Annotated in this window: 28 protein-coding genes and 1 pseudogene; 18 read left to right on the plus strand and 11 right to left on the minus strand. The window is 65.8% G+C overall.

The window, feature by feature from the left end; all coding sequences use genetic code 11:
• Positions 1–32: 32 nt before the first annotated feature.
• On the plus strand, positions 33–1,796 hold the full coding sequence (locus ACSQ3M_RS23410; RefSeq protein WP_436152468.1) for a methyl-accepting chemotaxis protein: 1,764 nt from the start codon (positions 33–35) through the stop codon (positions 1,794–1,796).
• 6 nt (positions 1,797–1,802) lie between these two features.
• Here the strand turns inward: ACSQ3M_RS23410 and ACSQ3M_RS23415 are convergent, their stop codons facing one another.
• The 5 genes from ACSQ3M_RS23415 to ACSQ3M_RS23435 all read right to left on the minus strand — a co-directional run bounded on the left by ACSQ3M_RS23415 (position 1,803) and on the right by ACSQ3M_RS23435 (position 6,813).
• Positions 1,803–2,270: a PIN domain-containing protein gene (locus tag ACSQ3M_RS23415; protein WP_436152469.1), complete on the minus strand. Its 468-nt coding sequence runs from the start codon at positions 2,268–2,270 to the stop codon at positions 1,803–1,805.
• Positions 2,267–3,370 carry an ImmA/IrrE family metallo-endopeptidase gene (locus ACSQ3M_RS23420; protein ID WP_436152470.1) on the minus strand — a complete coding sequence of 368 codons (1,104 nt, stop codon included), beginning with the start codon at positions 3,368–3,370 and terminating at the stop codon, positions 2,267–2,269. Before ACSQ3M_RS23420 ends, ACSQ3M_RS23415 begins: the two co-directional genes overlap by 4 nt.
• 233 nt (positions 3,371–3,603) lie before the next feature.
• A complete protein-coding gene (locus ACSQ3M_RS23425; RefSeq protein ID WP_436152471.1) occupies positions 3,604–4,608 on the minus strand; it encodes a Gfo/Idh/MocA family protein in 1,005 nt (334 codons plus the stop codon).
• Positions 4,605–5,627, minus strand: a complete 1,023-nt coding sequence (locus ACSQ3M_RS23430) for a Gfo/Idh/MocA family protein (protein ID WP_436152472.1) — start codon at positions 5,625–5,627, stop codon at positions 4,605–4,607. Before ACSQ3M_RS23430 ends, ACSQ3M_RS23425 begins: the two co-directional genes overlap by 4 nt.
• Before the next feature lies 1 nt (position 5,628).
• The gene (locus tag ACSQ3M_RS23435) at positions 5,629–6,813 is read right to left on the minus strand and encodes an extracellular solute-binding protein (RefSeq protein ID WP_436152473.1); all 1,185 of its coding nucleotides are present in this window, start codon (positions 6,811–6,813) and stop codon (positions 5,629–5,631) included.
• 485 nt (positions 6,814–7,298) lie between these two features.
• On the opposite strand from ACSQ3M_RS23435, the gene ACSQ3M_RS23440 reads away from it, so the two are divergent.
• The 9 genes from ACSQ3M_RS23440 (at position 7,299) to ACSQ3M_RS23480 (ending at position 15,517) form a co-directional block, all read left to right on the plus strand.
• The gene (locus tag ACSQ3M_RS23440; RefSeq protein ID WP_436152474.1) at positions 7,299–9,254 is read left to right on the plus strand and encodes a hypothetical protein; all 1,956 of its coding nucleotides are present in this window, start codon (positions 7,299–7,301) and stop codon (positions 9,252–9,254) included.
• A 153-nt stretch (positions 9,255–9,407) separates the two neighbouring features.
• The gene (locus tag ACSQ3M_RS23445) at positions 9,408–10,349 is read left to right on the plus strand and encodes a TAXI family TRAP transporter solute-binding subunit (protein WP_436152558.1); all 942 of its coding nucleotides are present in this window, start codon (positions 9,408–9,410) and stop codon (positions 10,347–10,349) included.
• A complete protein-coding gene (locus tag ACSQ3M_RS23450; RefSeq protein ID WP_436152475.1) occupies positions 10,346–10,975 on the plus strand; it encodes a hypothetical protein in 630 nt (209 codons plus the stop codon). The genes ACSQ3M_RS23445 and ACSQ3M_RS23450 overlap by 4 nt, the downstream gene beginning before the upstream one ends.
• A 25-nt stretch (positions 10,976–11,000) precedes the next feature.
• Positions 11,001–11,507 (plus strand): DsrE family protein, encoded by a 507-nt coding sequence (locus ACSQ3M_RS23455; RefSeq protein ID WP_436152476.1) that lies wholly within the window; start codon positions 11,001–11,003, stop codon positions 11,505–11,507.
• Positions 11,508–11,809: 302 nt separating this feature from the next.
• Positions 11,810–12,448, plus strand: a complete 639-nt coding sequence (locus ACSQ3M_RS23460; protein ID WP_436152477.1) for a lysophospholipid acyltransferase family protein — start codon at positions 11,810–11,812, stop codon at positions 12,446–12,448.
• A complete protein-coding gene (locus ACSQ3M_RS23465; RefSeq protein WP_436152478.1) occupies positions 12,445–13,395 on the plus strand; it encodes a phosphatidate cytidylyltransferase in 951 nt (316 codons plus the stop codon). Before ACSQ3M_RS23460 ends, ACSQ3M_RS23465 begins: the two co-directional genes overlap by 4 nt.
• A gap of 20 nt (positions 13,396–13,415) precedes the next feature.
• A complete protein-coding gene (locus ACSQ3M_RS23470; protein ID WP_436152559.1) occupies positions 13,416–13,799 on the plus strand; it encodes a hypothetical protein in 384 nt (127 codons plus the stop codon).
• Positions 13,786–14,427, plus strand: a complete 642-nt coding sequence (locus ACSQ3M_RS23475; RefSeq protein WP_436152479.1) for a CDP-alcohol phosphatidyltransferase family protein — start codon at positions 13,786–13,788, stop codon at positions 14,425–14,427. The genes ACSQ3M_RS23470 and ACSQ3M_RS23475 overlap by 14 nt, the downstream gene beginning before the upstream one ends.
• Before the next feature lie 142 nt (positions 14,428–14,569).
• Complete coding sequence (locus tag ACSQ3M_RS23480; RefSeq protein WP_436152480.1) at positions 14,570–15,517, plus strand: hypothetical protein; 948 nt, start codon at positions 14,570–14,572, stop codon at positions 15,515–15,517.
• Here ACSQ3M_RS23480 and moaA read toward each other — a convergent pair.
• Complete coding sequence (moaA, locus tag ACSQ3M_RS23485) at positions 15,514–16,515, minus strand: GTP 3',8-cyclase MoaA (protein ID WP_436152481.1); 1,002 nt, start codon at positions 16,513–16,515, stop codon at positions 15,514–15,516. The genes ACSQ3M_RS23480 and moaA overlap by 4 nt on opposite strands.
• Before the next feature lie 169 nt (positions 16,516–16,684).
• Here moaA and ACSQ3M_RS23490 point away from each other — a divergent pair, with 169 nt between their 5' ends.
• Positions 16,685–17,053 (plus strand): gamma-butyrobetaine hydroxylase-like domain-containing protein, encoded by a 369-nt coding sequence (locus ACSQ3M_RS23490; protein WP_436152482.1) that lies wholly within the window; start codon positions 16,685–16,687, stop codon positions 17,051–17,053.
• A gap of 18 nt (positions 17,054–17,071) precedes the next feature.
• On the opposite strand, the gene ACSQ3M_RS23495 is transcribed toward ACSQ3M_RS23490, so the two are convergent.
• Positions 17,072–18,919: an ABC transporter ATP-binding protein gene (locus tag ACSQ3M_RS23495; RefSeq protein ID WP_436152483.1), complete on the minus strand. Its 1,848-nt coding sequence runs from the start codon at positions 18,917–18,919 to the stop codon at positions 17,072–17,074.
• Between the two features lie 102 nt (positions 18,920–19,021).
• Positions 19,022–19,192 (minus strand): annotated as a pseudogene (locus ACSQ3M_RS23500) (L,D-transpeptidase); the annotation flags it as partial.
• Positions 19,193–19,436: 244 nt separating this feature from the next.
• Between ACSQ3M_RS23500 and ACSQ3M_RS23505 the strand changes: the two are divergent.
• Positions 19,437–20,357, plus strand: coding sequence for a dihydrodipicolinate synthase family protein (locus ACSQ3M_RS23505; RefSeq protein WP_436152484.1), 921 nt, complete (start codon positions 19,437–19,439; stop codon positions 20,355–20,357).
• Between the two features lie 15 nt (positions 20,358–20,372).
• Entirely contained in the window at positions 20,373–20,663 is a 291-nt protein-coding gene (locus ACSQ3M_RS23510; protein WP_436152485.1) for a hypothetical protein, read from the plus strand.
• A 97-nt stretch (positions 20,664–20,760) separates the two neighbouring features.
• Here ACSQ3M_RS23510 and ACSQ3M_RS23515 read toward each other — a convergent pair whose 3' ends face one another.
• A complete protein-coding gene (locus ACSQ3M_RS23515) occupies positions 20,761–21,339 on the minus strand; it encodes a L,D-transpeptidase (protein WP_436152486.1) in 579 nt (192 codons plus the stop codon).
• Between the two features lie 308 nt (positions 21,340–21,647).
• Between ACSQ3M_RS23515 and ACSQ3M_RS23520 the strand changes: the two genes are divergently transcribed.
• From ACSQ3M_RS23520 to ACSQ3M_RS23535, 4 genes are all read left to right on the plus strand, one after another.
• Positions 21,648–21,872: a hypothetical protein gene (locus ACSQ3M_RS23520; RefSeq protein WP_436152487.1), complete on the plus strand. Its 225-nt coding sequence runs from the start codon at positions 21,648–21,650 to the stop codon at positions 21,870–21,872.
• A 118-nt stretch (positions 21,873–21,990) separates the two neighbouring features.
• Complete coding sequence (locus ACSQ3M_RS23525) at positions 21,991–22,269, plus strand: hypothetical protein (RefSeq protein WP_436152488.1); 279 nt, start codon at positions 21,991–21,993, stop codon at positions 22,267–22,269.
• Positions 22,270–22,458: 189 nt separating this feature from the next.
• Positions 22,459–23,100, plus strand: a complete 642-nt coding sequence (locus ACSQ3M_RS23530) for an outer membrane protein (RefSeq protein WP_436152489.1) — start codon at positions 22,459–22,461, stop codon at positions 23,098–23,100.
• 147 nt (positions 23,101–23,247) lie between these two features.
• Positions 23,248–23,931, plus strand: coding sequence for a response regulator transcription factor (locus ACSQ3M_RS23535; RefSeq protein WP_436152490.1), 684 nt, complete (start codon positions 23,248–23,250; stop codon positions 23,929–23,931).
• Between the two features lie 16 nt (positions 23,932–23,947).
• Here ACSQ3M_RS23535 and ACSQ3M_RS23540 read toward each other — a convergent pair whose 3' ends face one another.
• Positions 23,948–25,279 (minus strand): sensor histidine kinase, encoded by a 1,332-nt coding sequence (locus ACSQ3M_RS23540; protein ID WP_436152491.1) that lies wholly within the window; start codon positions 25,277–25,279, stop codon positions 23,948–23,950.
• A gap of 213 nt (positions 25,280–25,492) precedes the next feature.
• Here ACSQ3M_RS23540 and ACSQ3M_RS23545 point away from each other — a divergent pair, with 213 nt between their 5' ends.
• A complete protein-coding gene (locus ACSQ3M_RS23545; protein WP_436152492.1) occupies positions 25,493–26,161 on the plus strand; it encodes an EipA family protein in 669 nt (222 codons plus the stop codon).
• A gap of 153 nt (positions 26,162–26,314) precedes the next feature.
• Here ACSQ3M_RS23545 and ACSQ3M_RS23550 read toward each other — a convergent pair whose 3' ends face one another.
• A complete protein-coding gene (locus ACSQ3M_RS23550) occupies positions 26,315–26,998 on the minus strand; it encodes a lysophospholipid acyltransferase family protein (RefSeq protein WP_436152493.1) in 684 nt (227 codons plus the stop codon).
• Positions 26,999–27,000: the final 2 nt, after the last annotated feature.

Consider the following 27,000-nt stretch of genomic DNA (forward strand, 5'->3'; position numbering starts at 1 on the left):
GTCCGGCATCCTGTTTCGCCTCGGGAATGCCTATGCTTGCTCGCTCCGTCTGGCGCCTGTTGGGCCGCGCCGGCCCCGCTGCCGCGCCGGCTGCGTCGCAGGCCGTGGTCGAGACGCCTCAATCGCCACTGCCCGTTCCTGCCGAGACCTCGATCAGCGAGGCGATCAACGAGCTGGAAAGCGATGTCGTCGCTGCGATGCGCCGCCTCAATGACGGGCTCGATCAGGCTGAGGATTGCTCCCAGCGCTCGGAAGTCCGCTCCCAGGAAATCCGCGGCGGCATGGCCGAATTGCGCGACGCGGCCGTGCTGGCAAGCGAGAACTCCTCGTCGCTGGCGACCGCGACCCTGCAGGTCTCGGAGGCTGCCGAACGGGTCGGCGCCGCCATGTCCGGCGCCCGCGACATGCTCGACAACGCCGCCGAGCGCGCCGCTGAGGCAACGGCGATGATCAACGGGCTCGCAGCGGCGACCGGCGAGATCCGCTCGATCGTCGATGCCATCGCCGACATTGCCCGCCAGACCAATCTGCTCGCGCTCAACGCCACCATCGAGGCAGCCCGCGCCGGCGAGGCCGGCAAGGGGTTCGGTGTCGTCGCCCAAGAGGTGAAGTCGCTCTCGCTCGGTGTGCGCGAGGCGGCGGACCATATCCGCAACCAGGTCGATCGGCTGAACCAGGCGGCCCAGGGTTCAGCTGCCGTGGTCACCGACGCGTTCCGCCTCGTCGGCGAGGTCAATCCGGTCATGGCGACCGTGGGCGAGGCCTCGCAGGAGCAGGCGGCCGCCGCGGCAGAGCTATCGCGCAGCGCCGAAGCCACCGCCCGCTTCATCGAGACGGTGCGCGATCGCGTCACGCAGGTCGATCGCGTCGCGCTCGCCGCCGCTCAGGAGAATGTCGATGCCAGGCGGGCATTGGCCGAAGGTGCGCGCCAGGCGGAGGGGTTGCTGGAGCGCTTCGTGCCGACCCTGCGCCACACCGTCTTCGCCGATCGGCGCCAGCATGACCGCTTTCCAGCCGAGTGTCCGGTCCGGCTGGAGATCGCCGGGCGCGTCGTCGCTGGTCAGACCATCGACCTCGGCTTCGGTGGCGCGTTGCTGTCGGTCGCCGACACCGAGCTTAAGGCGCGGGCGCGGGGCACGATCGCCGTCGAGAACATGCCGCCGCTGCCCTGCCGGGTAATGGCGCGCAGCGATCTCGGGCTCCACATTGCGTTCGAACGCGGCGACGAGGGGGCGCACGCCGCGCTGCACCGGCGGCTCGCCGAGATCGAGGAAGGTTACCGTCCGCTGATCGAGCAGGCGCAGGAGTTCGCGCACCGGGTCGCTGCCTTGCTCGAAGCGGCGCTGCGTACCGGTCGCCTGAATGAGGACGACCTGTTCGACACCGACTACATCCCGGTCCCGGAGTCCAATCCGCGCCAGTTCGCCAATCGGGCGTTGCCCGCTCTGCAGACGATCCTGCCGCCGGTGATGGAGCAGGCCAAGGCGAGCGATCCGCGCCTCGTCTTCACCTTGCCGATCGACCGGAACGGCTATGTCCCGGTGCATCACCCCGAGTATTCACAGCCACAGCGGCCGGGTGACCCCGATTGGGACGCCGCCTATAGTCGCGACCGCCGCATCTTCGACGACCGCGCCGGTATCACGGCCGCGCGTTCGGCGCGGCCGTTCATTATCCAGTCCTACCAGCGTGACATGGGCAGCTCGGGCATCCAGCTGATGCGCGAGATCGACGCGCCGCTGCGCGTCGCCGGCCGGCATTGGGGCGGCGTGCGCATGGCCTATCGCATGGTGTAGTCTCGGTTAGAAGGACCAGCCCTTCGCCCTGAGAAAGTCGCCCAACTTTATGCACGGCACGCCGAAATGCTGGCAGACACCTGGGATATTGGGCTTGTTAGGCTTGGGGCTTTCCTCGCTGACGACGGTGCCGTTGAGCACGGACGCCCGAGCAATCAGGAAGGGGTCCGCAACCGGAGTTCCGCGCAGGCGCTGCTTCTCGCCGATGAGGCCTCGAAAGTGCGGAACTGCGAAAATCTTCGCAACAAAAGCCGTTTCTTGCGCGTCGGGAGTGGCGAATATCGCCTTGTTTCGATTGCACCAATCCAAGACATGATGCTGCGGCCCGTCGATCAACTCACGTAACACTTCGCGCGTCGAGGTTATCTCCCCATCTTCCAAAGCTTCTTCAAATCTGGTCCAGAACGTTGGAAAAATATCTGGAAAATACGGGCTCATCTCAGAAAATGAATTGGCATCGAAGACATAAATCATGCTGCCGCACCTCGCAGCACCATTTCTTCAAATTGCTCAAAGTTCTTCGGCTTTACGCCGATTAGCTCCGCAGCCTCAGTTCTAGTCAGCAGCCTCCGCGAATAGCGGGATACCACTTCGCGCAGGAATTGCTCGCTGAGATATGCGCCTTGCGTCGCATAATAGTTGCCGCCGCTGCCTCCGTCCCGCCGTTGATCAGCCCACTCCCGATCTTTCGCGAGATATCGATCTACGGCCACTTCGCCGCGCTCAACAAAGCGGCGAAGAACGACACTTCGGCTGACGTGATAGCGTCCGGCCAACGCCGCGAACTGGTCATCGGATGCGCGCTCTGGGTCAATGCCGCGCGCGGCAGCTTCGAAATCCGCCATGGGCACGAGGATTTCGGCAGCTACGGCGTTACAGAAGCGTTCAATGGCCCTGTCGGCCGGCGGCAATTCTTCGATGCCGCGACTGTCAAAACGGCTGATCCCGCTTCGATCGCACAGCACATGCGCCAGCTCGTGGACGAGGCTGAATACCTGCCGCGTCTTGGTCGTGCTGTTGTTGATGAGGATGACAGGAAACTCGGGGTGCCAAAGGCAGAACCCGGACAGTTCGCGCTGCTTAAACGTGTCCTTGAAGACGTGCACACCGCCACGCTCGACCGCTCGTCGCCAGAGTTTCAAGGCGGCATCAGCATCCGGCCGTTGCCTAATGTTTTCCAGGCTGACGCCTAGTGCCTCGCGAACGCGCGCAGCCTGCTCGGCGACATCGGCGCGGGGATTCAAGCGCGCCTGCCGCCATATCGGAGCGGCTACCGGGCTTCGGTCGCCATAGAGTTCGATCAGGGCAGCCTGAAACGCGCGGGCCTTCCTGATGATCAGGGTCGTATCGCGTGAGAGATGGCTAAGGTCGGCGTCGGGCAGCGACCGGAACTCGGCGCGCGGGCGCGGCTCATCGGGCGCGGCCGGCATGAAGAATAGTGCGAGAGGCCGCTTGTAGATGTCATAGGCCAGCGTCTCTAACTGGGGGTAGCTCGGAGCATCGTCCCCGGCTTCCCATGCTTCGATAAGCGCGACCGTCTTCTTCAGCCGGTCGGCAACGTCAGCCGTCGTCATGTTCGCGCTTTCGCGCGCCCATTTCAGCACGGCGGGCGTGAGGCCTACGACTGGCGACGGCTTGGCTATGACTGCTCTCCCCCTTGGCGACTCGGAGCCGCCATTGATGGCATCTTATGCACAAGCCTGAGCTTTAGAAGCCAACGGGCAGCCCAAAATCCGGTGCTTTAAGCCGAGTTATTAGGCTGAAATTGGCTCGCTGCCCAACTACCACAAAATAGTAATAGCTAGCATCAGCTCCGTCCCGCGGCGAGGATCGCATCGATCCAGCGCTGCGAGGTCAGGGCCTCCTCGCCGGTTACCACGGGATCGCGATTGGCCTCGATCGCATCGAGGAAATCGGCGATCACGGCGCGGTGGGCGTCGTGCGGGAAGTCCATGATGTTGGCGCCGCTGCCGGTATTGCCCTCGGCCTCGACCACCTCGGACCGACCGTCGAGGAAGGAGAGCTGCAGGCGCCCGCCGACCAGCGCCGCATGGCCCTTGCTGCCGATGATCTCGATGCGCTCGGGATGGCCGGGATGGGCGGCGGTGGTGGTTACCAGTGTCGCCGGCGCGCCATTGCCTGTCTCGAGCAGGGCGCCGACGTAGTCCTCGGTCTCCATCTTGTGCAGGCCGGTGGTGCGCACCTGCGCCGCGACGACCCTGGAGACGCCGACCAGCGAGCGGAACAGGTCGAAGGAGTGGATCGCCTGGGTCAGCAGGACGCCGCCGCCGTCGCGCGCCATCGTGCCACGGCCGGGCTCGTCATAATAGCTTTGCGGCCGCCACCACGGCACCTGCAGCAGCGCCGCCTCGACTGTGCCGAGTTCGCCGCTGTCCAATGCCGCCTTGAGGCGCAGGCTCGCCGGCCGGAAGCGGTGCTGCAGCACGACGCCGAAGGCCTTGCCAGAGGCCCGCGCCGCCGCGACCAGCTCCTCGCCGCGGGCGACGGTCAGCTCCAAGGGCTTCTCGACCAGCATATGCTTGCCGGCGGCAAGACAAAGCGCCCCGACATCGCGATGGCTCGAGGGTGGCGTCAGCACGATCACCGCCTCGACGCTCTTATCGGCAAGGACGGCGTCGATATCGGTCGTGCCGGGGAAGGGGAACTGGCTGCGATAGGCATCGAGCCGCTCCTGCGAGCGGCTGACCACGTGCCGGACATCGACCCGGTCGGCCAGATCGACCAGGCTGCGCGAATGGGGCAGGGCGGCCGGTCCCAGCCCGATGATGGCGATGCCGATCTTGCGTGTCACTTGGCGTCGGTTCCTCTGATCGGCAGGCGCACGGCCCGGTCCTGCGCATGCAAGGCGAGCCGGCAGACCGTGAACATGTGCTGCTGTGTCGCCGCCGTTTCGCTGCGGTTGCCGATATCCGCGATGAGGGCGCGGAAATAGGTCAACGGTTCGCTGGAGGCGTCGACATGGCGGGTGCCGGTCTTGTCGACCAGGAAGAGATGGTCGGTGCCGGGCCGGCCGGCGATGTCGACATATTTGCGGAGCTCGATCGTCCCTTCCGTGCCGAGGATGGTGAGCCGTCCGTCGCCCCAGGTCGGCAGGCCGTCGGCGGTGAACCAGTCGACGCGGATAAAGCCGCTCGCCCGGTCGCTGCGCAGCAGGATCTCGCCGAAATCCTCGAAATCGGGCAGGTCTGGCACACCGAAATGGCCGATGCCGGAGGTTGCGATCTCGGCGTCCTGCGAGCCGGTGAAATGTAGAAACTGGTCGATCTGGTGCGAGGCGATGTCGGTGAGGATGCCGCCGAAATAGCGCTTGTCGAAGAACCAGTCCGGCCGGATCGTGCGGTTGAGCCGATGCGGGCCGAGGCCGACCGTCTGCACCACCCGCCCGATCGCGCCGTCGGCGATCAGCTTCCCCGCGACGATGGTGGCGGGAACGACGAAGCGCTCGGAGAAGCAGACCGAGAAGATCCGCCCGGTCTCCGCAACGACCAGCTCGACCTCGGCGAGCTGCTCGAAGCTGGTGACGCCCGGCTTGTCGACCATGACGTCCTTGCCAGCCCGCATCGCCCGTACCGCGAGATCCGCCCGCTCCGAGGGGATGCCGGCGCAGACGATGAGGTCGATCGAGGGATCGTCGAGCAGGCGCTCGCCTTCCACTTCCCGCAACTGTGGGAAGCGCTCGCGGAAACCGTCGAGCACGCGTGGATCGCTGGTCGCGGGATCGAAGCCGGCGCATTCCGCGCCGGCTTCCAGGAGACCGCCGACCATATGGAAGATATGGCGGTGGTCGAGGCCGATAGCTGCGAAACGCATGCTATTTCGGCGCGTGGCCGACGCCGATCTCCTGGTCCCAGCGCCGGAAGGCGGCGACCAGACGCTCGGGCGTCAGCGGCGGACGGGTCGGCAGGCTGCCGATCAGCCCGTCATATTCGGGCCGGCCGTACTCCTTGATCACGTCCTGGCTGTCCTGCGGGGCCATGGCGAGGGTCACGCCCTTCACCGCCGGACCCGGATAGAAATAGCCCTTGTCATAGGTCGCGGCCTGGGCCTCCGGCTTCAGCATGTAGGACATCAGCGCCAGGATCACCGGGACCTTCGCCGCGGCGACGCCCTTGGGGATGCACATGAACTGGGTGTCGGGAATCCAGTGCGTGTTGGCGAGGACGAAGACTTTGGCCTCCTTCGGCACGATGCCGAGCGCGCGCGGGTTGATGTCCCAGCCCAGCGTCGAGACGATGACGTCGCGCGTGCCCTCGCCGAGCTCCTTCATCGTCGGTGTGGTGCCGCCGGGATAGTAGTCGATGCCGGTGCCGAGCTCCTTGAGATAGGCCCAGCTCTTGGCCCAGCCGTTCATCGGGTCGCTCGGGTCGCTGTCGCCGAGGATGTAGGGCAGGCCCTGCAGGAAGGTCCAGCCGGGGCCGGAATTGAGCGGGCGGGCATAGGTGAAGCGGTTCTTGTTCTGCTTGACGTAGGCGAGGAACTCCTCTGCCGTCTTGGGCACGGTCTTCAGCCGGTCGGCCGCATATTCGAACAGCGGGCCGGACGGCGAGTAGACGACGGCGACGCCTTCGTTCTGGCCGAAATTGCGCTGCATCATCAGCGCCTGCTCGTGATAGACCTCCTCGGCCTTCGGCAGGGCGGCGGTGTGCGACTTCCAGACGTCGATCCACAGGCCCTGCTGGATGCCGTCCGACATCGCGCCCGGCCCGGTCAGCACCATGTCGATGTCGACGCGGTTGGCGTCCTGCTGGGCCTTGAGCTTGGCCGGCAGTTCCGGCGACGGCGCGCGCGAGAAGTTCAGGCGCGAGATCAGCTTGGGATTGTCCTTGGCGAATTTCTCGATCGCGGCTTGCGTCAATTGCAGATTACCGGCGACGTCGATGATGTTGAGCGCGACCGGGCTTGCGGGCATCGCGCCCTGGGCGAAGGCTCCGCCGGCGGAGAGCGCGGCGAGACTGGAAGCGCCGGCGATGACGCCGCGCCGTGTCAGATGGCTCATGGTACCTCCCTGTGCTGGCCTGCTTTGCTGCGGCCTTGCCATGTATACTAGTACACCAGAGCCAGCAGGCAACAGCGACGAAAGCAGGGGCGGGCGGCTTCGGGCCGGGGAGGGACATGGGGTCGACAGGGATGCGCGATTCGAGCTGCGGCTCGGCCCGGTCGCCGGCCCATCAGGACGTCTGCTGAATGCGACATCGCGGACTGCATTTCTGATCTCGCGAGCGTCAACTCCTGGCTTCCGGGCGACGGCGTACCGTTCCAGGAGCCGGAGTACCCCGTCCGGGCAATCTCCTGCCCGGATGCTCGTCTTCTGGTCGCTTCCGATCTGAGGTCAGGTCGATCTTGATGAGGGCGTGGTCGATGATCTCGCGAACCATATCGAGGTAGATGGCTCCACTCGTGTGGCGGCCGGAGCGATCTCGCCTGTGATCTGGCTCGTTGTCGGCCCCGATCCATGCCGCCGACCGAATGGGCGTCTGTTACATGCGCGAGGCGATCGAGAGCGCACCGAAAGATGGAAAAGTCGTCATCGTTAGGGATGGCGAGAACCTGGCTTTTGACCCCGCTCACTGGTCGGGCCCGTGGGTAGGGGGAAAACCGCCTGTCTGGCCTGGCCCTGCCGAGACGCCAGCGGGCTCCGGCGCCCGGCAGATGCCCCTTGCGAAAAGCAATGCGTCGCGCAAATCCGCGCAGGGTAGGCAGCCACCGCGTCGGCGGCGCTATATGTCCTTGCTGGGCGGCGTCGCGACCGTGTCACTCCTGCTTATCCTCGCGACCCGCGATGCAGGCCGTCCGGACCCCGTCGAGATCAGAGAGCAGGTCATGGCGCGGGCCACCTTGCCGCCGACCTCGGCCCCGGCGATCGCCCCTGCAATGCTCCGGCAGGGCAACCCAGGACCGGAAGCCCAGCGATCGCTGGAGGGAGAGCAGGCCGGAGCCGGCGCGCAAGAGCTGGCTGAGGCCCGGCGCACCATCGGAATCCTGAATGCGCAACTTCAGGCCGAAGCCACGAAGACCGAGCAATCATTGAGCCAGGAGCGCAGCAAAGCGGCGGCCTTGATGCGGGAGGCCGCCGCCGTGCGACAGGAACTGGCCGCAAGCACGGCGCAGCATCGTCAAGCGCTCGACGAGGAGCGCGCGCAGCGTACCGCTCTGGCGGTCGAGCTGATGGCGGCGCAGCGCGATTTCGAGGCGCAGGCGGCGCAGCTGCGCAAGGCCAGCGACGAAATAGGTCAGCTCAAGCAGGCGGAGACCTCGCGGACTGGACAGCCATTGGAAGAGGAGCGGCAGAAAACGGCCACCCTCGTGCAGGAAGCCGCAGCCGCGCGACAGGAACTGGCTGCGAGCGCCGCGCAGCATCGCCAGGTGCTCGACCAGGAACGCGGGCAGCGTGCGGTGCTGGCGGCCGAGCTCTCGACCGCACAGCGCGAGGTTGCGGCTCAAGGCGCGCAATTGCGCAAGGTCAGCGACGAGACCGGCCAGCTCAGGCAGGCGGAGGCGGCGAAGACGGCGCAATCACTGGAACAGGAGCGGCAGAAGACGGCTGCCCTCGCACAGGCCGCGGCGGCGCGGCAGGCGTTGAGCTTGAACGTAGCGCAATATCGCCAGGCCCTCGACGACGAGCGCGTGCAGCGTACCGCGCTCGTCGTCGAGCTGGCGGCGGCGCGGCGTGACGTCGAGGCGCAGGCTGCGCAATTGCGCAAGGCCAGCGACGAGGCCGGCCAGCTCAGGCAGGCAGAGGCCGCAAAGGCCGAGCAGGCTTTGGAGCTGGAGAGGCAGAAGACGACCGCTCTCGCGCAACAGGCCGCAGCGGTGCGACAGGCATTGACCGCAAGCATGGTGCAGAACCGTCAAGCTCTCGATGACGAGCGCAAGCAGCGTACCGCGCTGGCCGCCGAGCTGTCGGCGGCGCAGCGCGAGGTTGCGGCCCAGTCGGCGCAGTTGCGCAAGGCGAACGGCGAAACAGATCAGGTCAGGCAGGCGACAGAGACCATGATCGCAGAAGCGCGCCAGGCCCTGCAGCAGGAGCGCGATCGGTCTGCGGCCATTGCCGAGGAACTCGCTTCGGTGCGTGCCCTGAGCACAAGGCCTGCTCCGGCTGAACAGAAGCCGGTTCAAGCGGCTATCGTTGCCACGCCACAACTGGTGGGCGCAGAGATCCAGAGCAGCCCGGACGCAGCGCGACTGATCGCCCGGGCCAGCGCGTTGCTCGGTCAGGGGGATATCGGTTCTGCCCGGATCGTGCTCGAGCGCGCGGTTGAAACGGGTAGCGCCCGGGCGAGCTTCATGCTCGCGGAGACCTACGATCCCCGCATCCTGTCCGCCTGGGGCACCTATGGCACACGCGGCGAAGTGACGAGGGCGCGCGAGCTCTATGCGAGGGCACAGGTCGGCGGCATCCGCGAGGCCAAGGATCGCGTCGATGCGTTGCCACAGTGACGCCTGAGGCCGCCGACCGGCGGGTCAATGATCAGGCCAAGAGGAGATGAGGGGATGAACACGCCTTCGGGACGGCATCTGCTGCTGCTGATCGGGCTGGCCGGGCTTGTTCCAGCGCTCGAGCCGGCCGGCCTGCAGGCGCAGACACCCCAGATGAGCGCTGCGAGCGCCACCCCGCCGCGGCGCGCCCGTCCGGCTGCGACGGAACAGGACAAGATCAACGCCTGGACGGTCGGACTTGCCGCGGGGCTGCTCGAAGGCGCGCCACTGCGTCTGGGGGCGGAGATGGCCCGCGTCGTCGACGATGGGCCGAACCTGCATGTCCTGCCGATCGTCACCCGCGGGGCCACCGAGAACCTGAACTCGCTGCTCTATCTGCGCGGCATCGACACGGCGATCATCAACTCCGATGCGCTGGAAGAGTACAAAAGCCAGATGCCGCAGATCCGGCGCAAGATCACCTATGTGCTCAATCTCTTCCCTTCGGAACTGCATGTTTTCGTGCGGCCCGAGATCCAGAGCCTGCAGGACCTTGCCGGCAAGAAGGTGAACTTCAACACACTCGGCACGGCTGCCGCTTATTCGGGTCCGCTGATCTTCAGCCGTCTCGGCGTCAACGCCGAAAACACCTTCATTCCCCATCAGGTCGCGCTCGAACAGATGCGCAAGGGCGAGATGGCGGCCGTTGTCTTCATCACCTCGAAGCCGGTGGATGCCTTCGTGCGCGGGCGCTTCGAGCCCGGCTTCAAATTCCTTCCGGTCCAGTATGACAGCAAGTTCGAGGACTATTATCTGCCGGCAGTGCTGGAGGCCGGCGAATATCCCGGCCTGATCAAGGCGGGCGAGCGTGTGTCGACGATCGCGGTGCCGACTGCTTTGGTCGCATTCAACTGGGCGCCGCAGACCAACCGCTATGAGCGTGTGGCCCGCTTCGTCGACACCCTGTTCAGCCGTATCGAGAAGCTGCAGGCCCCTGGCTTCGACGCGAAATGGAAGTCGATCAATCTCGCTGCGACCGTCCCCGGCCTCGACCGCTTCCCGGCGGCGCAGGAATGGCTGGATCGCAAGGGACAGACGCAACGTGCGAGCCAATGAAGCTGATCATGCTCTCCGTCGCCTTTGAGATCGCGAGCCGGATCGCCTTCGCGCAGGGCGCGTCCGATCCCATGGCGCAGCTTCGCGCCTGCTCGCTGCTCGATCCGGCGGAACGCCCTGCCTGCCTGAACAAGCTGCCGCAGCCGATGAAGGTACCTGATCGACCGGCGGGCAGCGGCGAAGCCTGGGTGATCAGCGAGACCACCTCGCCGGTCGACTACACGCCGATCGTAACCGCCACCGCATTCGCCCAGGGCGGTGCCGACGGCTCCTTGAAGCAGCTCTCGATTCACTGCCGCGGCGGCCGGACCGAGATGGTCGTCGGCGGACCCGCCGTCTCCGAAGGTGGCGCCGACTACGCCCTATCGTACCGCCTCGATGACAACCCGCCCGTGCAGGTCGCAGCGGGCCGGCCCTCGTTCGGGGGCGGCGTCGCCTTCAGGGGCGATGTCGCGGGCCTGCTGCTGTCGCTCCCCGCAGAGGGCAGCATCGGCATCCGCCTCTCGACCCGCGGCGGCGCAGTCCATGACGGGCATTTTTCCCTCGCCGGCCTGAAGGCAGCGCGGGACCGGGTCGCAGCAGCCTGCAAATGGCCGCGCACCGTCGCCAAACCACGTAGCGAATAGACCTCGAACTCATGGGTGGGATGTGATGACGATCAGGCTCAAAGACTTCATCTGCGCCGCCTTGGCGACTGGTGCCGCGCTATCCATCGCCGCTTCGCCTTCGACGGCACAAGGCACGAAGCAGAGCTCGGTGCAGGCGCCGAAGCCGCCCGTGGTCGAACGCAAGCCGCATCGCCTCATCCTGCAGGTGAACACGAACGATGCTGCGATGATGAATCTCGCGCTCAACAATGCGACGAATGTCGCGCAGTACTATCAGGACCTCGGCGAGAAGGTTGAGATCGAGGTCGTCACTTTCGGCCCCGGCCTGCACATGCTGCGCGACGACACCTCGCCGGTGAAGGCGCGGATCAAGGCGATCACCGCGAGCACCCCGGCGATCTCCTTCAAGGCCTGCGGCAACACCCAGGGCAATATGAGCAAGGCCGAGAACAAGGACATTGCCCTTGTTCCCGAGGCATCCGTGGTGAAATCCGGCGTCGTCCGGGTCATGGAGTTGCAGGAGCGCGGCTGGGCCTATGTCAGGCCGTAACCTGTCACGGCCCAACCAAGCGCCCGCGCACTTGAAGCGGACATCTGGAAGACCCGGAATGGGCCACGAGCAGTTGCGACTCTAGCCAAGGTCGCAACGCCCTCGGTTTCGGACAGGCTGTGCGATGCCGTCAGCCGCAGGCCCCGTCTCGCCCTCTGCCGCCCCTCACGCTCATATGCCGACCGTCCGCGGCGCGGGCTGGCACATCGTGGCAGCTTTCGAATTTGCCACAGACCCCTGCAATGTCGACAGCGTTCGAGATGAACGCTACGTCATCACAGGGGCGGCAACCGGGTATGGGAATGCGCGAAGCAGGGATCAGCTTGGCTGGTACGCTCATTGTGTTCTTTGCCCGCTTCATCACGGCGGTCCGCGGACGATGGGACGGGGTCGCGCCGACCGACGAGCAGCGAATTTATTTCGCCAACCATGCCAGCCACGGCGATTTCGTCCTGATCTGGACCGTGTTGCCGCGCCGCATGCGATTTGCGACCCGGCCGGTCGCCGGGAGCGATTACTGGCTGAAGAGCGGCCTTCGGCGCTTCATCGGCCGCGATGTCTTCAATGCCGTCCTGATCGATCGGGATCGTGAGAGCCGAGCGAGTGACCCGGTCACCCAGATGACGGAAGCGCTCGATGCCGGCGCCTCTCTCATCGTGTTTCCGGAAGGCACGCGCAACACCACGGATGCGCGGCTCCTGCCGTTCAAGAGCGGGCTGTTCCATCTGGCGCAAGCGCGGCCGAATGTGGCGCTCGTGCCGGTGTGGATCGACAATCTCAACCGGGTCATGCCCAAGGGCGAGTTCGTGCCGGTACCGCTCATCTGCACCGTCACCTTCGGCGCCCCCATCGCCATCGCCGAGACCGAGACGAAGCAGGAATTCCTGGCCAGAGCCGAAGCGGCCCTGCTCGCCCTGTCACCGAAGGCGAGCGCGCCATGACGATGCCGCATCCCGATCTCGTCGCCGTGCTGGCCTGTCTGCTCGCCGTGCTGGTCCTGGCTTCCGCGGTCGGCTACGTGCTGCAGCGCCGGCTGTCGCCTGACGGCTCGAATGCCGTGGTCGAGAACCTGAACGACCGGATCCGCGCCTGGTGGATCATGGTCGTGCTGATGGGGCTGGCGCTGATCGGCGGCAAGACCGGCGTGACGCTGCTCTTCGCCTTCTGCTCCTTCGCAGCCTTGCGCGAGTTCATCACGCTGACGAACACGCGGCGCGCTGACCATTGGGCGCTGGCGGCCGGCTTCTTCATCATGCTGCCGGTGCAGTACTACCTGATCTGGATCGAGTGGTACGGCCTGTATTCGATCTTCATCCCGGTCTACGCGTTCCTGCTCATGCCGATCATCGCGGCGGCACGCGGCGACACCGAACATTTTCTGGTGCGCATCGCCGAGGTGCAGTGGGCGCTGATGATCTGCGTCTTCTGCACCTCGCACGTGCCGGCGCTGCTGAGCCTCGACATTCCCGGCTATGAAGGGCGCAACGTCCTCCTGATAGCCTTTCTCGTCATCGTCGTGCAGATGAGCGACGTGCTGCAGTACGTCTGGGGCAAGCTTCTCGGCCGCACCAAAATCGCGCCCAGGCTGTCGCCGTCCAAAACGGTCGAGGGTTTCGTCGGCGGTGCGCTCAGCGCTACGGCAGTCGGCGCCGGATTGTCCTGGATGACACCGTTCACGCCGCTGCAGGCCGCTTTCCTGGCGCTGGTCATCGTGGTGATGGGTTTCTTCGGCGGGCTCGTCATGTCGGCGATCAAGCGCGATCGCGGCATCAAGGATTGGGGCCACCTGATCGCCGGCCATGGCGGCTTCCTCGACCGGCTCGATTCGGTGGTGTTCTCCGCCCCGATCTTCTTCCACCTCGTCCGTTACGGCTGGTCGACCACGTGAGCCTGCCGCTCGCGCGCCTGATGCGAAGCAGCATCGTGCATGTCGCCTTCGCTTTCATCGCCATGGGCAGTTGGGCGGCGTTCGCCAACCGCACCCATCCGATGCCGGCACCGCTCCTCGCCGGGCTGATCCAGGGCACGCTTTCCGCGCTCATCACCCTGCTTTTGAAGCGGGGCATCGAATATCTCGCCCGCCGTTTTACCGGCTTGGCCGCGCTTCTGGCTCCGCCGGTGATCGCCGGGCTGGTCTCCGCGAGCGTGCTGACCATAATCCATACGGTCGGCGGTACGCCCGAAATCGGCAGGACCATCGCCGTGCCGCTGACCGTCGCGACCAGCTATGCGGCGCTCTACAATGTCTCGCTGTGGCGGAGCAGGAAGGCGATGAACCATGGCGCAGGATAGCGATCGACGGCCGCTCTCGAGCCGCGATTCCGGCTGGGCCCGGGCGATCGCTCGCCGGCTGAGCGCCACCGGTATCACGCCGAACCAGATCTCGATGGCGAGCATGGTGATGGCAGCTTGCGCCGGCGCTGCCTTCTGGTTCGCGGGCACTGTGCACTCCGGGCCGCGTGCCGCGCTGCTTCTTGCCGCGGCCCTGTTCTGTCAGCTCAGGCTGCTCTGCAATCTTTTCGACGGAATGGTCGCGATCGAGGGTGGCAAGCAGGCTGCCGACGGGCCGTTCTGGAACGAGTTTCCCGATCGGATCGCCGATATCCTTATCCTGACCGGCGCGGGATACGGAGCCGGCGTGCCGGCCCTAGGCTGGGCGGCGGCGGCTCTTGCCGTGCTGACGGCCTATACCCGCGAGCTCGGGCGCAATTGCGGGCTGCCGGCCGACTTCTCCGGCCCGATGGCCAAGCAGCACCGCATGGCGGCGATCACCGCGGCGGCACTCCTGTCGCTGCTGGAGCCGCTGTGGCGGGGCCAGAACGAGGTGCTGGTCGTCGCGCTCTGGCTGATCGCAGTGGGGGCCGCCGTGACCGCCATCAGACGGGCGGCGAATATCGTACGCGGTTTGCGGGCCCGCTGAGCTGGCTCGAGGCACGCGCACAGGCCGCCGGCTGCATTGCATCGCAGTCGCGAGCAGCTCTTTGTCTGCGCATCAGGATGAGAAATTGACGGCGTTCAGCTACTGGCGGACGGTGTGAGACGCAGCCGAGCGAGAGAGCGAGATGGGCGAGGAAGTCGAGTCTATCGAGACGTTGGATCTCGACAAACTTGCTTATGAAGCTGTCGGAAAAGGCGAACTCAACCTGGCTCTGCTGTATTTTGACGAGTTGAGCCGGCGATACCCAAAAATCGCACGCCTTCGCTACATGCGAGGGCTGGCACAAAAATACCTCCGACATTGGCCTGAGTCTCTACGTCACAATCTTGCGTCCCAATTGCTGCAAGACGAATTTGACGAAGCTTCCGCCTGGAACGCGGGGATCGCGGCAACCGCGATCAGGGACTGGGACGAAGCGCGCAATCAATGGGCCAGATGCGGTATCGCGTTGCCTGGCCAAGAGGGGCCGATCCAGGCAGATTTTGGTGTCGTCAGTATTCGTCTGAACGCTTGGGGTGACGGCGAGACACTGTTCGCGAAGCGTATCGACCCGGTGCGCGCGCAGCTCCTGAACATTCCACTTCCGGAAAGCGGCTATTGTTTCGACGATATCGTGCTGCATGACGGAGCAGCGACAGGGCAGCGAAATCTGCAAGGTGCAGTCGTTCCCGTCTTCAACGCATTGGAACGCTGGGAACCTTCACTTTTCCAGACTTTCACAGCCTTTGTGACCTGCCCGGACCAGGATAATCTTGAGCCGCTGCTGAAGTCTCGGGCACCAGGTGTTGCCTACCTCGAAGACTGGACGGAGTCGCTCGCCTATATCTGTCTGAAGTGCAGCTATGGCTTGCCTCATCGCCATGATGACGAGCAAGCTCCAGCAGATTGGAAACCGAGCAGGTATATTGGCATCGCGGCCCAGAGCCGCCATTCGGTCGAGAAAATCTTGGCGGAGTGGCAGGCGGGTGGCGAGCAGCGCTCCGTTGATGCGATCGAGACCCGCATCTTTCCGGTTCCAGCCCCGGCCGATGGCTATGTCTGGTGGCGGGCTCCAGACGAGGAAAGTGACTAGCCCCCCGTCACGCTCATATGCCGGCCGACCGCGGCGCGTGGCTGGCGCCGGTCGATGACGAAGTCGTGGCCCTTGGGCTTGCGCGAGATCGCCTCTTCCATCGCCCGGTAGAGGAGGGCGTCGTCGCCGGAGGCGCGGATCGGCGCGCGCAGATCGGCGGCGTCTTCCTGGCCGAGGCACATATAGAGCGTGCCGGTGCAGGTCAGGCGCACGCGGTTGCAGCTCTCGCAGAAATTATGGGTCATCGGCGTGATGAAGCCGATCAGCCCGCCGGTCTCGCGGACCCGGACATAGCGCGCCGGACCGCCGGTCCGGTACGGATCGTCGTCGAGCGTGTAGCGGTCCATCAGCTTGGCCCGCACCATCGAGAGCGGCAGGAACTGGTCGAGTCGTGCCGGCTCGATATCGCCGAGTGGCATTACCTCGATCAGGGTGAGATCCATGCCGAGCCCGTGGGCCCAGTGCATCAGTCCCTCGATCTCGTCCTCGTTGACGCCCTTGAGGGCCACCGCGTTGATCTTGACGCGCAGCCCCGCCGCACGCGCCGCCTCGATGCCGGCGAGCACCTTGGAGAGATCGCCCCAGCGCGTGATCTTGCGGAATTTTTCCGGATCGAGCGTATCCATCGACACGTTGACGCGGCGCACGCCGCAATCGGCCAGCTCCTGCGCATAGCGGGAAAGCTGCGAGCCGTTGGTGGTCAAGGTCAGTTCGTCGAGTGCGCCCGAGGCGAGATGGCGCGAGAGCGAGCGGAACAGGTTCATGATGTCGCGCCTGACCAGCGGTTCGCCGCCGGTGATGCGGAGCTTCCGCGTACCGCGCGAAACGAAGGCGGTGGCGACGCGGTCGACCTCTTCGAGCGTCAAGAGGTCGCGCTTCGGCAGGAAGGCCATGTCCTCGGACATGCAGTAGACGCAGCGAAAATCGCAACGATCCGTCACCGAGATGCGCAGATAGGAGATGTCGCGGCCGAACGGGTCGGTCAGCGGCGCACGCATCAAGGGTCTGACGGGGTCGTGGAGCACGACGGCTTTACATCCTTGGACGATGGCGGCTTAGCGGCGCGGTACGCCCGCCTCCACTCTGATATAGGAAGCGAGCATCGGCGGCGGCAAGGCCGCGGTCAAGCAGGCCCAAGGTCGCAAGGCGCTCTGGAGAAACACGAAGATGTCAGATTGGCCGAGCGAGATCCGTCTGTCGAAGGATCGCCGCACCCTGCATGTGACCTTCGAGAGCGGCGAGAGCCACGCGCTCGCCGCCGAATTGCTGCGCGTCGAGAGCCCCTCGGCCGAGGTCCAGGGTCATGGCCCGACGCAAAAGCAGACCGTGCCGGGCAAGCGCGAGGTCGAGATCCTCAAGGTCGAGCCGGTTGGTCATTACGCCGTCAGGCTGACCTTCGACGACATGCACGACACCGGCATCTATGGCTGGGACTATCTGCGCGAGCTCGGCCGCGATGGCGAGGCGAAGCTGCAGGCCTATCTCGACGAGCTGGCGGCGAAGGGGCTGTCGCGGGAGCGGGTCCGGAGAGGCTGACCGCGCAGCAGACTCTGCTCATCCTCCCGCGCGCTGAGGGCGCTGCGGCACGATAAAACCTCCGGATTGATGCGCCCAGAGGTCGGCATAGAGCCCGCCGGCGGCGAGCAGGTCCGCATGGGTGCCCTGCTCGACGATGCGACCGGCGTCCATCACCACCAGGCGGTCCATGAGCTGAAGCGTGGAGAGCCGATGGGCGATGGCGATGACAGTCCTGCCACGCATCAGCTCCGCGAGCGCTTCCTGGATCGCAGCCTCGACCTGCGAGTCGAGGGATGACGTCGCCTCGTCGAGCAGGAGGATCGGGGCGTCCTTCAGGATCACCCGGGCGATGGCAATGCGCTGGCGCTGGCCGCCGGAGAGCTTGACGCCGCGCTCGCCGACAAAGGCTTCGAAGCCCTGGCGTCCCTTGCCGTCCACGAGCTTGTCGATGAAGGCATCTGCCTGCGCCTTTCGGGCGGCATCGCGCATCATGCCCTCGTCGGCCTCCTGGCGGGCATAGAGGATGTTCTCGCCAATGGAGCGATGCAAAAGCGAAGAGTCCTGAGCCACCACCGCGATCCGGGCGCGCAGCGATTCCTCGGTGACATGGGCGATGTCCTGCCCGTCGATCAGGATGCGGCCCGATTGCGACTCATAGAAGCGCAGCAGCAGATTGATGAGCGTCGACTTGCCCGCGCCGGAGCGTCCGACGAGGCCGACCTTTTCACCGGCGCCGATGGTCAAAGACAGCCCGTCCACCACGCGGTGCGGCATGCTGTAGTGGAAATGCAGATTCTCGAACCGGATCTCGCCATGCCGGGCCTCGAGCGGACGCGCGTCGGGCTTGTCGAGCTGGCTGAGCGGCTGCGCGATGGTTTTCATGCCCTCCTGCACGATGCCGATGTTCTCGAATATCCCCGCGATCTCGAACGCCACCCAGCCCGACATGGCGATGATCTGGGTGGTGAGGAGAAGGGCGGTCGTCAGCGTCCCCGCATCGACGCGTCCCTCGGAGAAAAGCCAGACGCCGATACCGCCGGTCGTGACCAGCAGGACCGCGTTGAGGCAGATCAGGCAAAACACGTAGACGGTATTGAGCTGCTGCTGGCGGGCGAACGCGGTCTGGAAGCGAAGGAAGCCGTCGCGGATATAGGCGTCGTCATCGGTGCGGCGCCCGAACAGCTTGACCGTCATCATGTTGGTGAACGTGTCGACGACCTTCCCGGAGATCGCCGAGCGCGTCTCCGAGGTCTCGCGGGACCTGTCCTGCACCTTCGGCAGCGTGTAGGCGAGGAGCCCGCCATAGAACAGAAACCAGACCAGCATCGGCGCCGCCAGGCGAAGGTCCTGCGTGCCGAGAAGACCGATCGCGGTCGCGCCGAAGACGAGTATCTGCCAGACCGCCCGGACGAAGGCGACGATGCTTTCCCGCAGCGGCCGGGCCGTTTGCATCACCCGGCTGGCCAGCCGTCCGGCGAAGTCGTCCTGGAAGAAGGCGAGCGGCTGGCGGACGACATGCCAATAGTTCTGCCAGTGGATCAGCGTCGTGAAGGACACCGCAATCGAGTGGTTCACGAGCAGGCGAAACAGGATGGTGCCGAGCGGCCGGACCAGGAGCACGATCGCCGCCATGATCAGAAGCAGCTGGCCGGCGGCGTCGAAAACCCTCTCGCGTGGTACCGAGGACAACACGGAGACGAGGCGGCCGATCAGATAGGGCACCACCGCCTCGATGACGGCGAGCGTGAAGCCGATCAGGAACAGCGCAGCGAACAGGCCCTTCGCCTGGCGCACGAAATGCCAATAGAACGATAGGAGGCCGCCAGGGGGCTGGCCCGGAGGCGATGCGGTCGGGTCGACAATCGAATCGAAGAACCTGAACATCGCACCTTATTGCAGCGGGCGCGCCGTGACGGTCCACATCTTATGCCAACAAAAAAGGCCGGTGCGAGGCCGGCCTTTCGTAATTCGCGATGCAGCGCGGGCTCAGCGGGCGACGACGACGCGGGGGCCGGCCTTGGCGCGCTCGTAGAGGTCGATCACGTCCTCGTTCAGCATGCGGATACAGCCCGAGGCGACCGCTTGGCCGATCGTCTCCGGCTCGTTCGAGCCGTGGATGCGGTAGAGCGTCGAGCCGAGATACCTGGGACGCGCCCCTGATTCCGGCTTCACGCTATCCGCCTCGATCCGCATCGAACCCTTATGCCGACCGGCCTAGCCTTGGGCTCAGTGTCGTGCTCGGGCACGTTCGGAACCAGAGGCGCCATCAAACCCCGGCCGCCCCGCGGGGGTCGGTGGTCCTCGGCTTCTGTTTCGCTGGTTATCCCGAGTTCGGCCGAGGCGCAGCAGAGCACAACGCTCCGCTGCGCCTTCATCATCAATCCACTCTGCCGAGGTCGACATGGATCACTGGCTTCATGGGATGTTCACCGCGCTCGTCACGCCCTTCAGGGCCGGCGTTCTCGACGAGCCAAGCCTGGCTCGGCTGGTGGATTGGCAGGTCCAGGAGGGTGCCGACGGCATCGTGCTCGGCTCCGCCAGCGGCGAGTATTCGACGCTGTCCGGCAAGGAGCGCATCCAGCTTGTCAGGGTTGCGCGCGCCGCGGCCGGGCCCGGTTATCCGATCCTGGCCGCTGCCGGGTCGTACTCGACCGCGGACAGCATCGCGGAGGTCAGGGAGGCGACTGCGGCAGGGGCGAGCGCCATTCTCCTGCGGCTGCCCTATTACAGCAGACCGACGCAGGCCGGTCTCGTCCGGCACGTCCTGTCGGTGGCGGAGGTCACCTCGCTCCCTGTGATCATCGACAACGACCCCGATCGCTGCGTCATCGACCTTGCACCCGGGGCCCTGACCGAGATGGCCGAACATCCGACCATCGTCGGCATCCTCGAGCGGCGCGGCGATATCGCCCGTTGCGACCGCATCATGCGCAATTGCAGCCGGCACTTCCTGCGCCTGACCGGAGCCGGCGACACCATCCCGTCCTATTTTGTTGCGGGCGGTTGCGGCGCGATCACCAGCATCGGCAACCTCGCGCCGCGCCTGCTGCGCCGGATCAGGGAGGCCTGCCGCGCCGGTGCATTCGAGCAGGCCCAGACCCTGCAGCGGCGACTGATCCCGCTCCATGACCTGCTTTCCCGGGAGCCGGATCCCGTCGCGGTCAAGCTGGCCTTGTCGTTCCAGCATCCGGGCGTCGGCTCCGTCTGCCGGTTGCCCCTGGTCGCGGCGCAGCCCTCGCTCGCCGAGGAACTCAAATACGCGCTCGATGACCTGCCGCGACCGAGCAATGGTCACGCGATCGACCATCGTTCAGCGGCCTGACTTCCAACAGCCCGCATGAGCGCGTCCCGCGCTTATGCGGGCTTGATGCTGCCGACCCATGGCCGGCATCGCGAGCTTACGCGGACCTGGCCGATGATCCGCCATCAAGTGATGGAGGTCGCCATGACCACTTATGAAGCCTCGGAGAGACAACGGCGCGCGGCTGCGCATCGGACCGGACCTCGCAACGAGCTGTCCGATACGCGGTCCAGCGAGATCGCCCGGGACTTGTTGCAGTGCCTCGTCCTGCTGCTCCTGCTGGCCGGCGTCGTGGCCGCCCGAGTCTACGCCGCGGCCCCGTTCTGATCGGCCCGCGCCTTGCGCTGTTTCCGGCATGAATCGAAGCAAACAAAAAAAGGCCGGCGCGAGGCCGGCCTTTCGTAATTCGCGATGCAGCGGGGGCTCAGCGGGCGACGACGACGCGGGTGCCGACCTTGGCGCGCTCGTAGAGGTCGATCACGTCCTCGTTCAGCATGCGGATGCAGCCGGAAGAGACTGCCTGGCCGATCGTCTCCGGCTCGTTCGAGCCGTGGATGCGGTAGAGGGTCGAGCCGAGATACATGGCGCGGGCGCCGAGCGGGTTCTCCGGCCCGCCGGGCATGAAGCGCGGCAGATCGGGGCGGCGCTTCAGCATCTGCGACGGCGGGGTCCAGCCCGGCCACTCGGCCTTGCGGGTGACGGTCTGCGAGCCGGCCCAGTCGAAGCCCGGGCGGCCGACGCCGACGCCGTAGCGGACGGCCTTGCCATCGGGCAGCACGAAATAGAGGCGGCGCTCGCTCGTGTTGATCACGATCGTGCCGGGGCGATAGGTGCCGCTGAAGGAGACGACCTCGCGCGGGATCGCGGTCGCCTGCGCCTTGGCAGGGTCGACATAGGTGACGAGGGGCTGGCGGGTGAGCGGGTCGATCTCGGCGATAGCGGCGGTCGCCGTGGCCGCGATGGCCGTACCGGCGATCAGGGCCAAACGGAAGAAGCGGAGCATGGCGGCCTCGGAGGGGATTGGAGGGTGGCGGGTGCGAAGAAAGGTGACGGAAAAACGTCAACAATTCCCCAAATCTCTGGCAGAGCGTGGGCTGTCGTTCAATCGATCGGCGTTCACATCGGCGCGACCTTCCAAGCTTTGAAGGCGCCCGTTGCCGGTGTGCAACAGGCGTAGGCGTCTGGAGGCTGCTTGGCTCGATCTGGGCGGTTTTCGGGCGAAAGCGAGGCGGGTAATTTTGGGAACCCGGCAGCTGGCGGCGCGTTCTCATCGCGCCGTATGCGCGATGACGATGTCGAGGCCTGCCGACCATGATTCCCGAAGACAGCGAAGAACAGCGCATCATCAGGATCGCGCGGGCGCTCTGCCGCTCGGCGCGCATCGACCCCGATGCGGCGATCGACGAACGTACGCGTCCCCTTATCCGCGCAGCTTATCATTCGCCGGTCGAGTCATTGCCTGCGTGGGTTGCCTTCCGCGATTCGGCTCGTGCTTTCGCCGCCCGTCATCCGCGCGAGATTGTGAGCAGCCTCTGACGGCTTCTCCGGTTGTCGTTAACCGACCGTTCGCCTAATATTCAGATGAAGGGGCAACTTCCGATTGCAAAGCCGGGCCGGCTCTGGTCCGCTTCTGCGAAACGCCGGGAGGTTCGCCATGCCTGCGTGCCAACTCAATGCTGGGCCCGATGAACTCGCTGCCCTCGGAACGGCCTTCCATGAGGCGTGGCGGCATGTCGGCCCCATCGACGGGCCGTTCGAGAATCCCCATCGCGAATGGCTCGCGCGCCTGATTCTCGGCCTGCGCCGCTCCGGCCATTCCGGCGACATCACGCTGCTCGCGATCGAGCAATTCCAGGCGACCTCGCCTTTGGCCGAATGGGCGAGCAGCACGCAAGGCGCGCAGCGGCGCCCTGAGCGCATCGGCCACGGCTGAGCGCTCCGCTCACGATCCTCACGGCCTTACAGCTCCAACGGACCTGATTCAGGCCGGTGCCCGCATGGCGGGCAACGTTGCCGTAATCTTCGCCCGCAATCTGCACCGTGCTGACCCGGTCCGATGAACGGACCTGCGGTCGCAAACCTGATGCGTCGGCGGCGATCATGCCGCCGCAAGGAGCCTTTGATGAAGCGTCTCATTCCGATCGTGGGCCTCGGCCTGCTGGCCCTGCTCGCGGTCCCGGCCATGGCGGCCGATCGTCCCGCGCGCGTGCAGCAATACCAGCCGGCTTATTCCCAGCCGCGCCCCTATAACTGGAACGGCATCTACGCCGGTGTGCATGCTGGCGCCGCCTTCGATCGTTTCGAGGGAACTGCCAAGAAGAGCCGCAACGAAATCCTGCTCGGTGGTCAGGTTGGCTACAACCTCCAGATGGGCGGCCTCGTCACCGGTCTGGAAGCTGACATGTCGATGAACGGCTTCGGCAAGGGCGCCAAGCGCACCGGCGGCACCAGCGCCGACATGCGTTATGTCGGCACCCTGAAGGCCCGCGCTGGCGTCGCCTTCGACCGCCTCCTGGTCTACGGCCTCGGCGGTGTCGCCTATGGCAACCTGAAGGCGAGCGACGGCCTGGTCTCGAAGGAGAAGAGCAAGATCGGCTATGTCATCGGCGCCGGCGCCGAATACGGCATCACCGACAATCTCTCCGCCAAGGTCGAGTACAACTATGTCTCGCTCGGCAAGCAGAACTTCCAGTTCGCCAGCGGCCGCGCCCGCGTCGGCGTCAGCGAGCATATCGTCAAGACCGGCCTGAACTACCGGTTCTGAATCCTGAAATCCCGGGCCGGTTGACCGGCCTGGATCGCCTTGCGGCCTTATTGCCGCGCCAAGGCATGGATGGAGCGTGATGTGTCTGGATATTTCGCCCCTATTCCGGCATCACGTTCCATCCGTGCACCCTGAATCGACCCCTTAATGCGCGCACTAATCGTCGAGGACGAGCCTCAGCTGATGGCTTTCCTGTCCTCGCTCCTCACAAATGCCGGGCTGATCGCCGATCGCACGACCACGATCGATGCGGCGCTGGCTGCCCTGCGCTCGACGCCTTTCGACATCGTCATCGTCGATCGGCGCCTGCCCGATGGCGACGGCCTGTCGATCGTCAAGGCGCTGAACAACTCCGATACGCGGCCCGCCTTCCTGATCCTGACCGCCCGTGACGCCAAGGCGGACGTGATCGAGGGCCTGAACGGCGGGGCGGACGACTACCTGATCAAGCCCTTCGAGCCGGAGGAACTGCTGGCGCGCCTGCGGGTCATCATGCGCCGGCGCAATCCCAAGCGCTCGCTGGTGATCACCGCCGGCAATCTCTCGCTCGATCTCGAGGGGCGCTCTGCCTCCGTCGGCTCGGAACTGCTCGATCTGCGCCGGCGCGAGGGGCTGATCCTGGAAGCGCTGGTCCAGCGTACCGGCCGCGTCGTCACCCGCGACGTCCTGATCGAGGCCGTCTACGGCTTCGACGACCTGATCGAGTCGAACACGCTGGAGGCGCAGATTTCGCGGCTGCGGCGCAAGCTCAAGGATGCCGGCGCCCGGGTCGAGATCACCTCGCTGCGCGGCATCGGCTATATGCTGAGGGTGGTGGAGCTGGCGCAATAGCGCTGCGGTTCAGGCGTTACTCGGACGGCGGGAAGACCAGCCGCACCATGGTGCCGCCGCCCGGCCTGCCGAGGATAGCGAGCGTCCCACCATGCGCGGCCATGATGTCGCGCACGATCGTCAGGCCGAGCCCGGCACCGGTGGAGTTCGGCGACATCCGGTTGAACGGCTCGGTCACCTGCGAGCGGTCGGCGGCTTCGATGCCGACCCCGTCATCGGCGACTTCAATCACGGCACCGTCAATCACCTTCACCAGGATCGTCGATTTCGCCTGGGCATGGCGCAGGGCGTTGTCGACCAGATTGGCGATGGCCGCCCGAACCGTGGGCTCGTTGGCCTGGATCAGCGATCGGCGATCGCCTTCCTCCTCCAGCGCGATATCGGCGCCGTTGCTCAGGATCAAGGGTGCGAGATCGGCCAGCACCGCGCGGGCCGTGCCGTTGAGCTGCAGCGGCTCGAAGGGGAGCTCCGTGCTGTGCAGGCGCGCGAGCTGCAATATCGACGAGACGATGGCGGTCAGCCGGCTGACATCGGTGGTGAGTGCCAGCCGCATCTGATCGTTTGGCAATGCGTCGATCCGGCCGCGCATCACGGTGAGCGGGGTGCGCAGCTCGTGCGCGACGTTGTTCATGAAACGCTGCTGTACCTCCATGTTCCCGGCGATCTGGTCGAGCGCGGCATTGAGCGCCGTGGTCAGCGGCATCAGCTCGATCGGGGTTTCCTCGGTCGGCAGCAGGCCGCGCGGCGCTCTCGGGTCGATCCGGGCAGCGGCCTCTGCGGCGCTGCGCAGCCGCTCGCCGATATAGGAGACCGACATGGCGATCGCGCCTGCGATCAGCAGGCCGAAGACCACCGAGATCGCCAGCGCCGAGCCCGCGATAGCCCGCAAGTAGAAGCCGAGGATCAGATCCCAGCCCGGTCGGCCGCCGCCGGTCGCAACGATGAAGCGGTTGCCCTCCTTCTCGATCACGTCGAAGGCGAGCGCATTGTCACCGCCGACCCGCATCTGCGCGGCGATGGTCGGGCCGTCGAGCCGAATGTCGATCGGCAGGCCCGGCCGCAACTCTGGCGCATACTCGACGACGGAACGTCCATCCGAGACCAGGTACCAGAGCCCGGGGCTGGCGCGCTCGATCCGGGTCAGGTCTGCGGTCTTCTCGACTTGCAAGGCGTTGCCGGGCTGCTGGCGCACGCCTTGCCGGATGATCTGGGAGGTGACGTCGTTGCGCAGGGCACCTGGATCCTCGGTGATCAGGGCAAACGCGATGACAGCGCCGATGAAGGCGGTGAACAGGACGATGCCGAGCAGCGACAGACGGAGGGTGAGGGCGCGCGACAGTGAGATCATGGCCGGTCTCCGCTATCACGCCGGGCTGCGCGACGAGCTTCTCGGGAGAGCAGGTCTGCCGCTTGCGATCGGCTGGAGATTGATGCGGCGTTGCGAGTCGTCACGGAACCTCGATCGGGGTATGGCTTGCGGAGCGGGGCGCTCGCCTCTTCCTGTCTCTGCATGGACCGTATCGCCATTGCCGTTCAACTCTCTCCTGGAGCTGCTGGCCTGATGTCTGCGGTCCGCGTCATCTGGAGTTGGCCTGCACTGCGCCTCGTGCTGGCCACGTTGCTGGCCTTCGTGCCGAGCCTCGCGCTCGCGCAGGGGGCTGTCACGAAGGGGGATGTCCGGGCTGGCCAACTGCCGACGACTTCGCGCCAGGATATCTTCGGGATCGTCGAGGGCGTCTTCGATACCGCTTCCAAGACGGTCAGCATCCCGATCGAACGCTCGCTCGCGCTTTTCGGCGAGCCGAACGCCTATATCGTTGGCGGCGAGCTCAGCGGTTCCTTCGTGCTCGGCGGCCGCCATGGCAGCGGCGAATTGCGCTTCTCCGACGGGATTCCGATGCCGGTGAGCTGGTCGGCGCTCTCCGTCGGTATCGGCCTCGGCGCCGATTATGGCCGGGTGATCATGCTGGTCTACGGGCTCGACCGCTACGAGGACGTGTTTGGTACCTATGCCAGCCTCGGCGGCAGCGCCCATTTTCTCGCCGGTGCCAACGCCACCATCCTGGCGTCCACGCGCGCCCGAATCGTTCTGATCTCCTCCGGCCTCGGCCTGCGCCTTTCCGGCGATCTCAGCCGCATCGTCATCGAGCCGGCGGGTGTGCAGGAACAGCTGCGTCCGCCCGGCAGGATCTGCCCCACGCCGGCCGACTGCCCCCCGCCGGGCCGCTGACACGTCTCGGATAAACAGGGCTCCGATCCTAGAGCAGGATGCGAAAAAGTGGGAACCGGTTTTTCGCATCGATCCTGCTCTAACTCTTTGATGAGAGACGGATTCAGATTTCAGATGGAACCGCAAAGCGCTTCCATCTGAAATCATCCGGCTCTAGCGGCGCCGGTCGAGAAGGCGACGCGCCGTGGCGTGCAGCTCGTCGAGCTGGCTCGAAATATCGAGCGCGATCAGGCCCATCTCGCGCTCATCGGCCGACCGGCGGACGTAGAGCGGCTCTGACCAGAGGACACAGCCACGGCCGAAGGGCAGGGCGATGCTGGCCTTGTCCCAGTTATCGAGTTCGACGCACGCACTGGTCACCGCGGCGAAGAGGTAGATCGGCCGGCCGGTGGCGCGCGCGAGCTGGACCGCGCCCTGGCCGGCGACGCGCGCGACCTTCGGGACATCGGCGGTGAGCAGGAGGCTGGTGCCGCCGCGCAGAGCCTCACGCATCTCGAAGAAGGCGGGAATGGCGCGCTTGGCCTGGATCTTGGTGCGGCTCTGCGTGCCCGAACCGCGGATGACGCGGAAGCCGGACCGCCCGACCACCGAGGCCACCACAGATCCGTCGAAATGCAGCGACGCCAGGATCGCGACCTGCGATGCGCCGTCCAGCGCCGCCAGGCTCAGCATCTGCTGGCCGTGCCAGGTCAGGGCGATGAAAGGCTCGCGGCTACGCTCCCACGGCCTGGCGCCCGGGATCGCCGGCTTGAAACGGGTCGTCCGCTGGACGAAGCCGAGATAGGCGTGCAAGGCGCGGCCGGCGATTGCCACGGATTGCCCATTGCCGAATCGCATGA

It is taken from the genome of Allobosea sp. LjRoot90 (assembly GCF_964254315.1).
GTDB lineage: Bacteria > Pseudomonadota > Alphaproteobacteria > Rhizobiales > Beijerinckiaceae > Allobosea.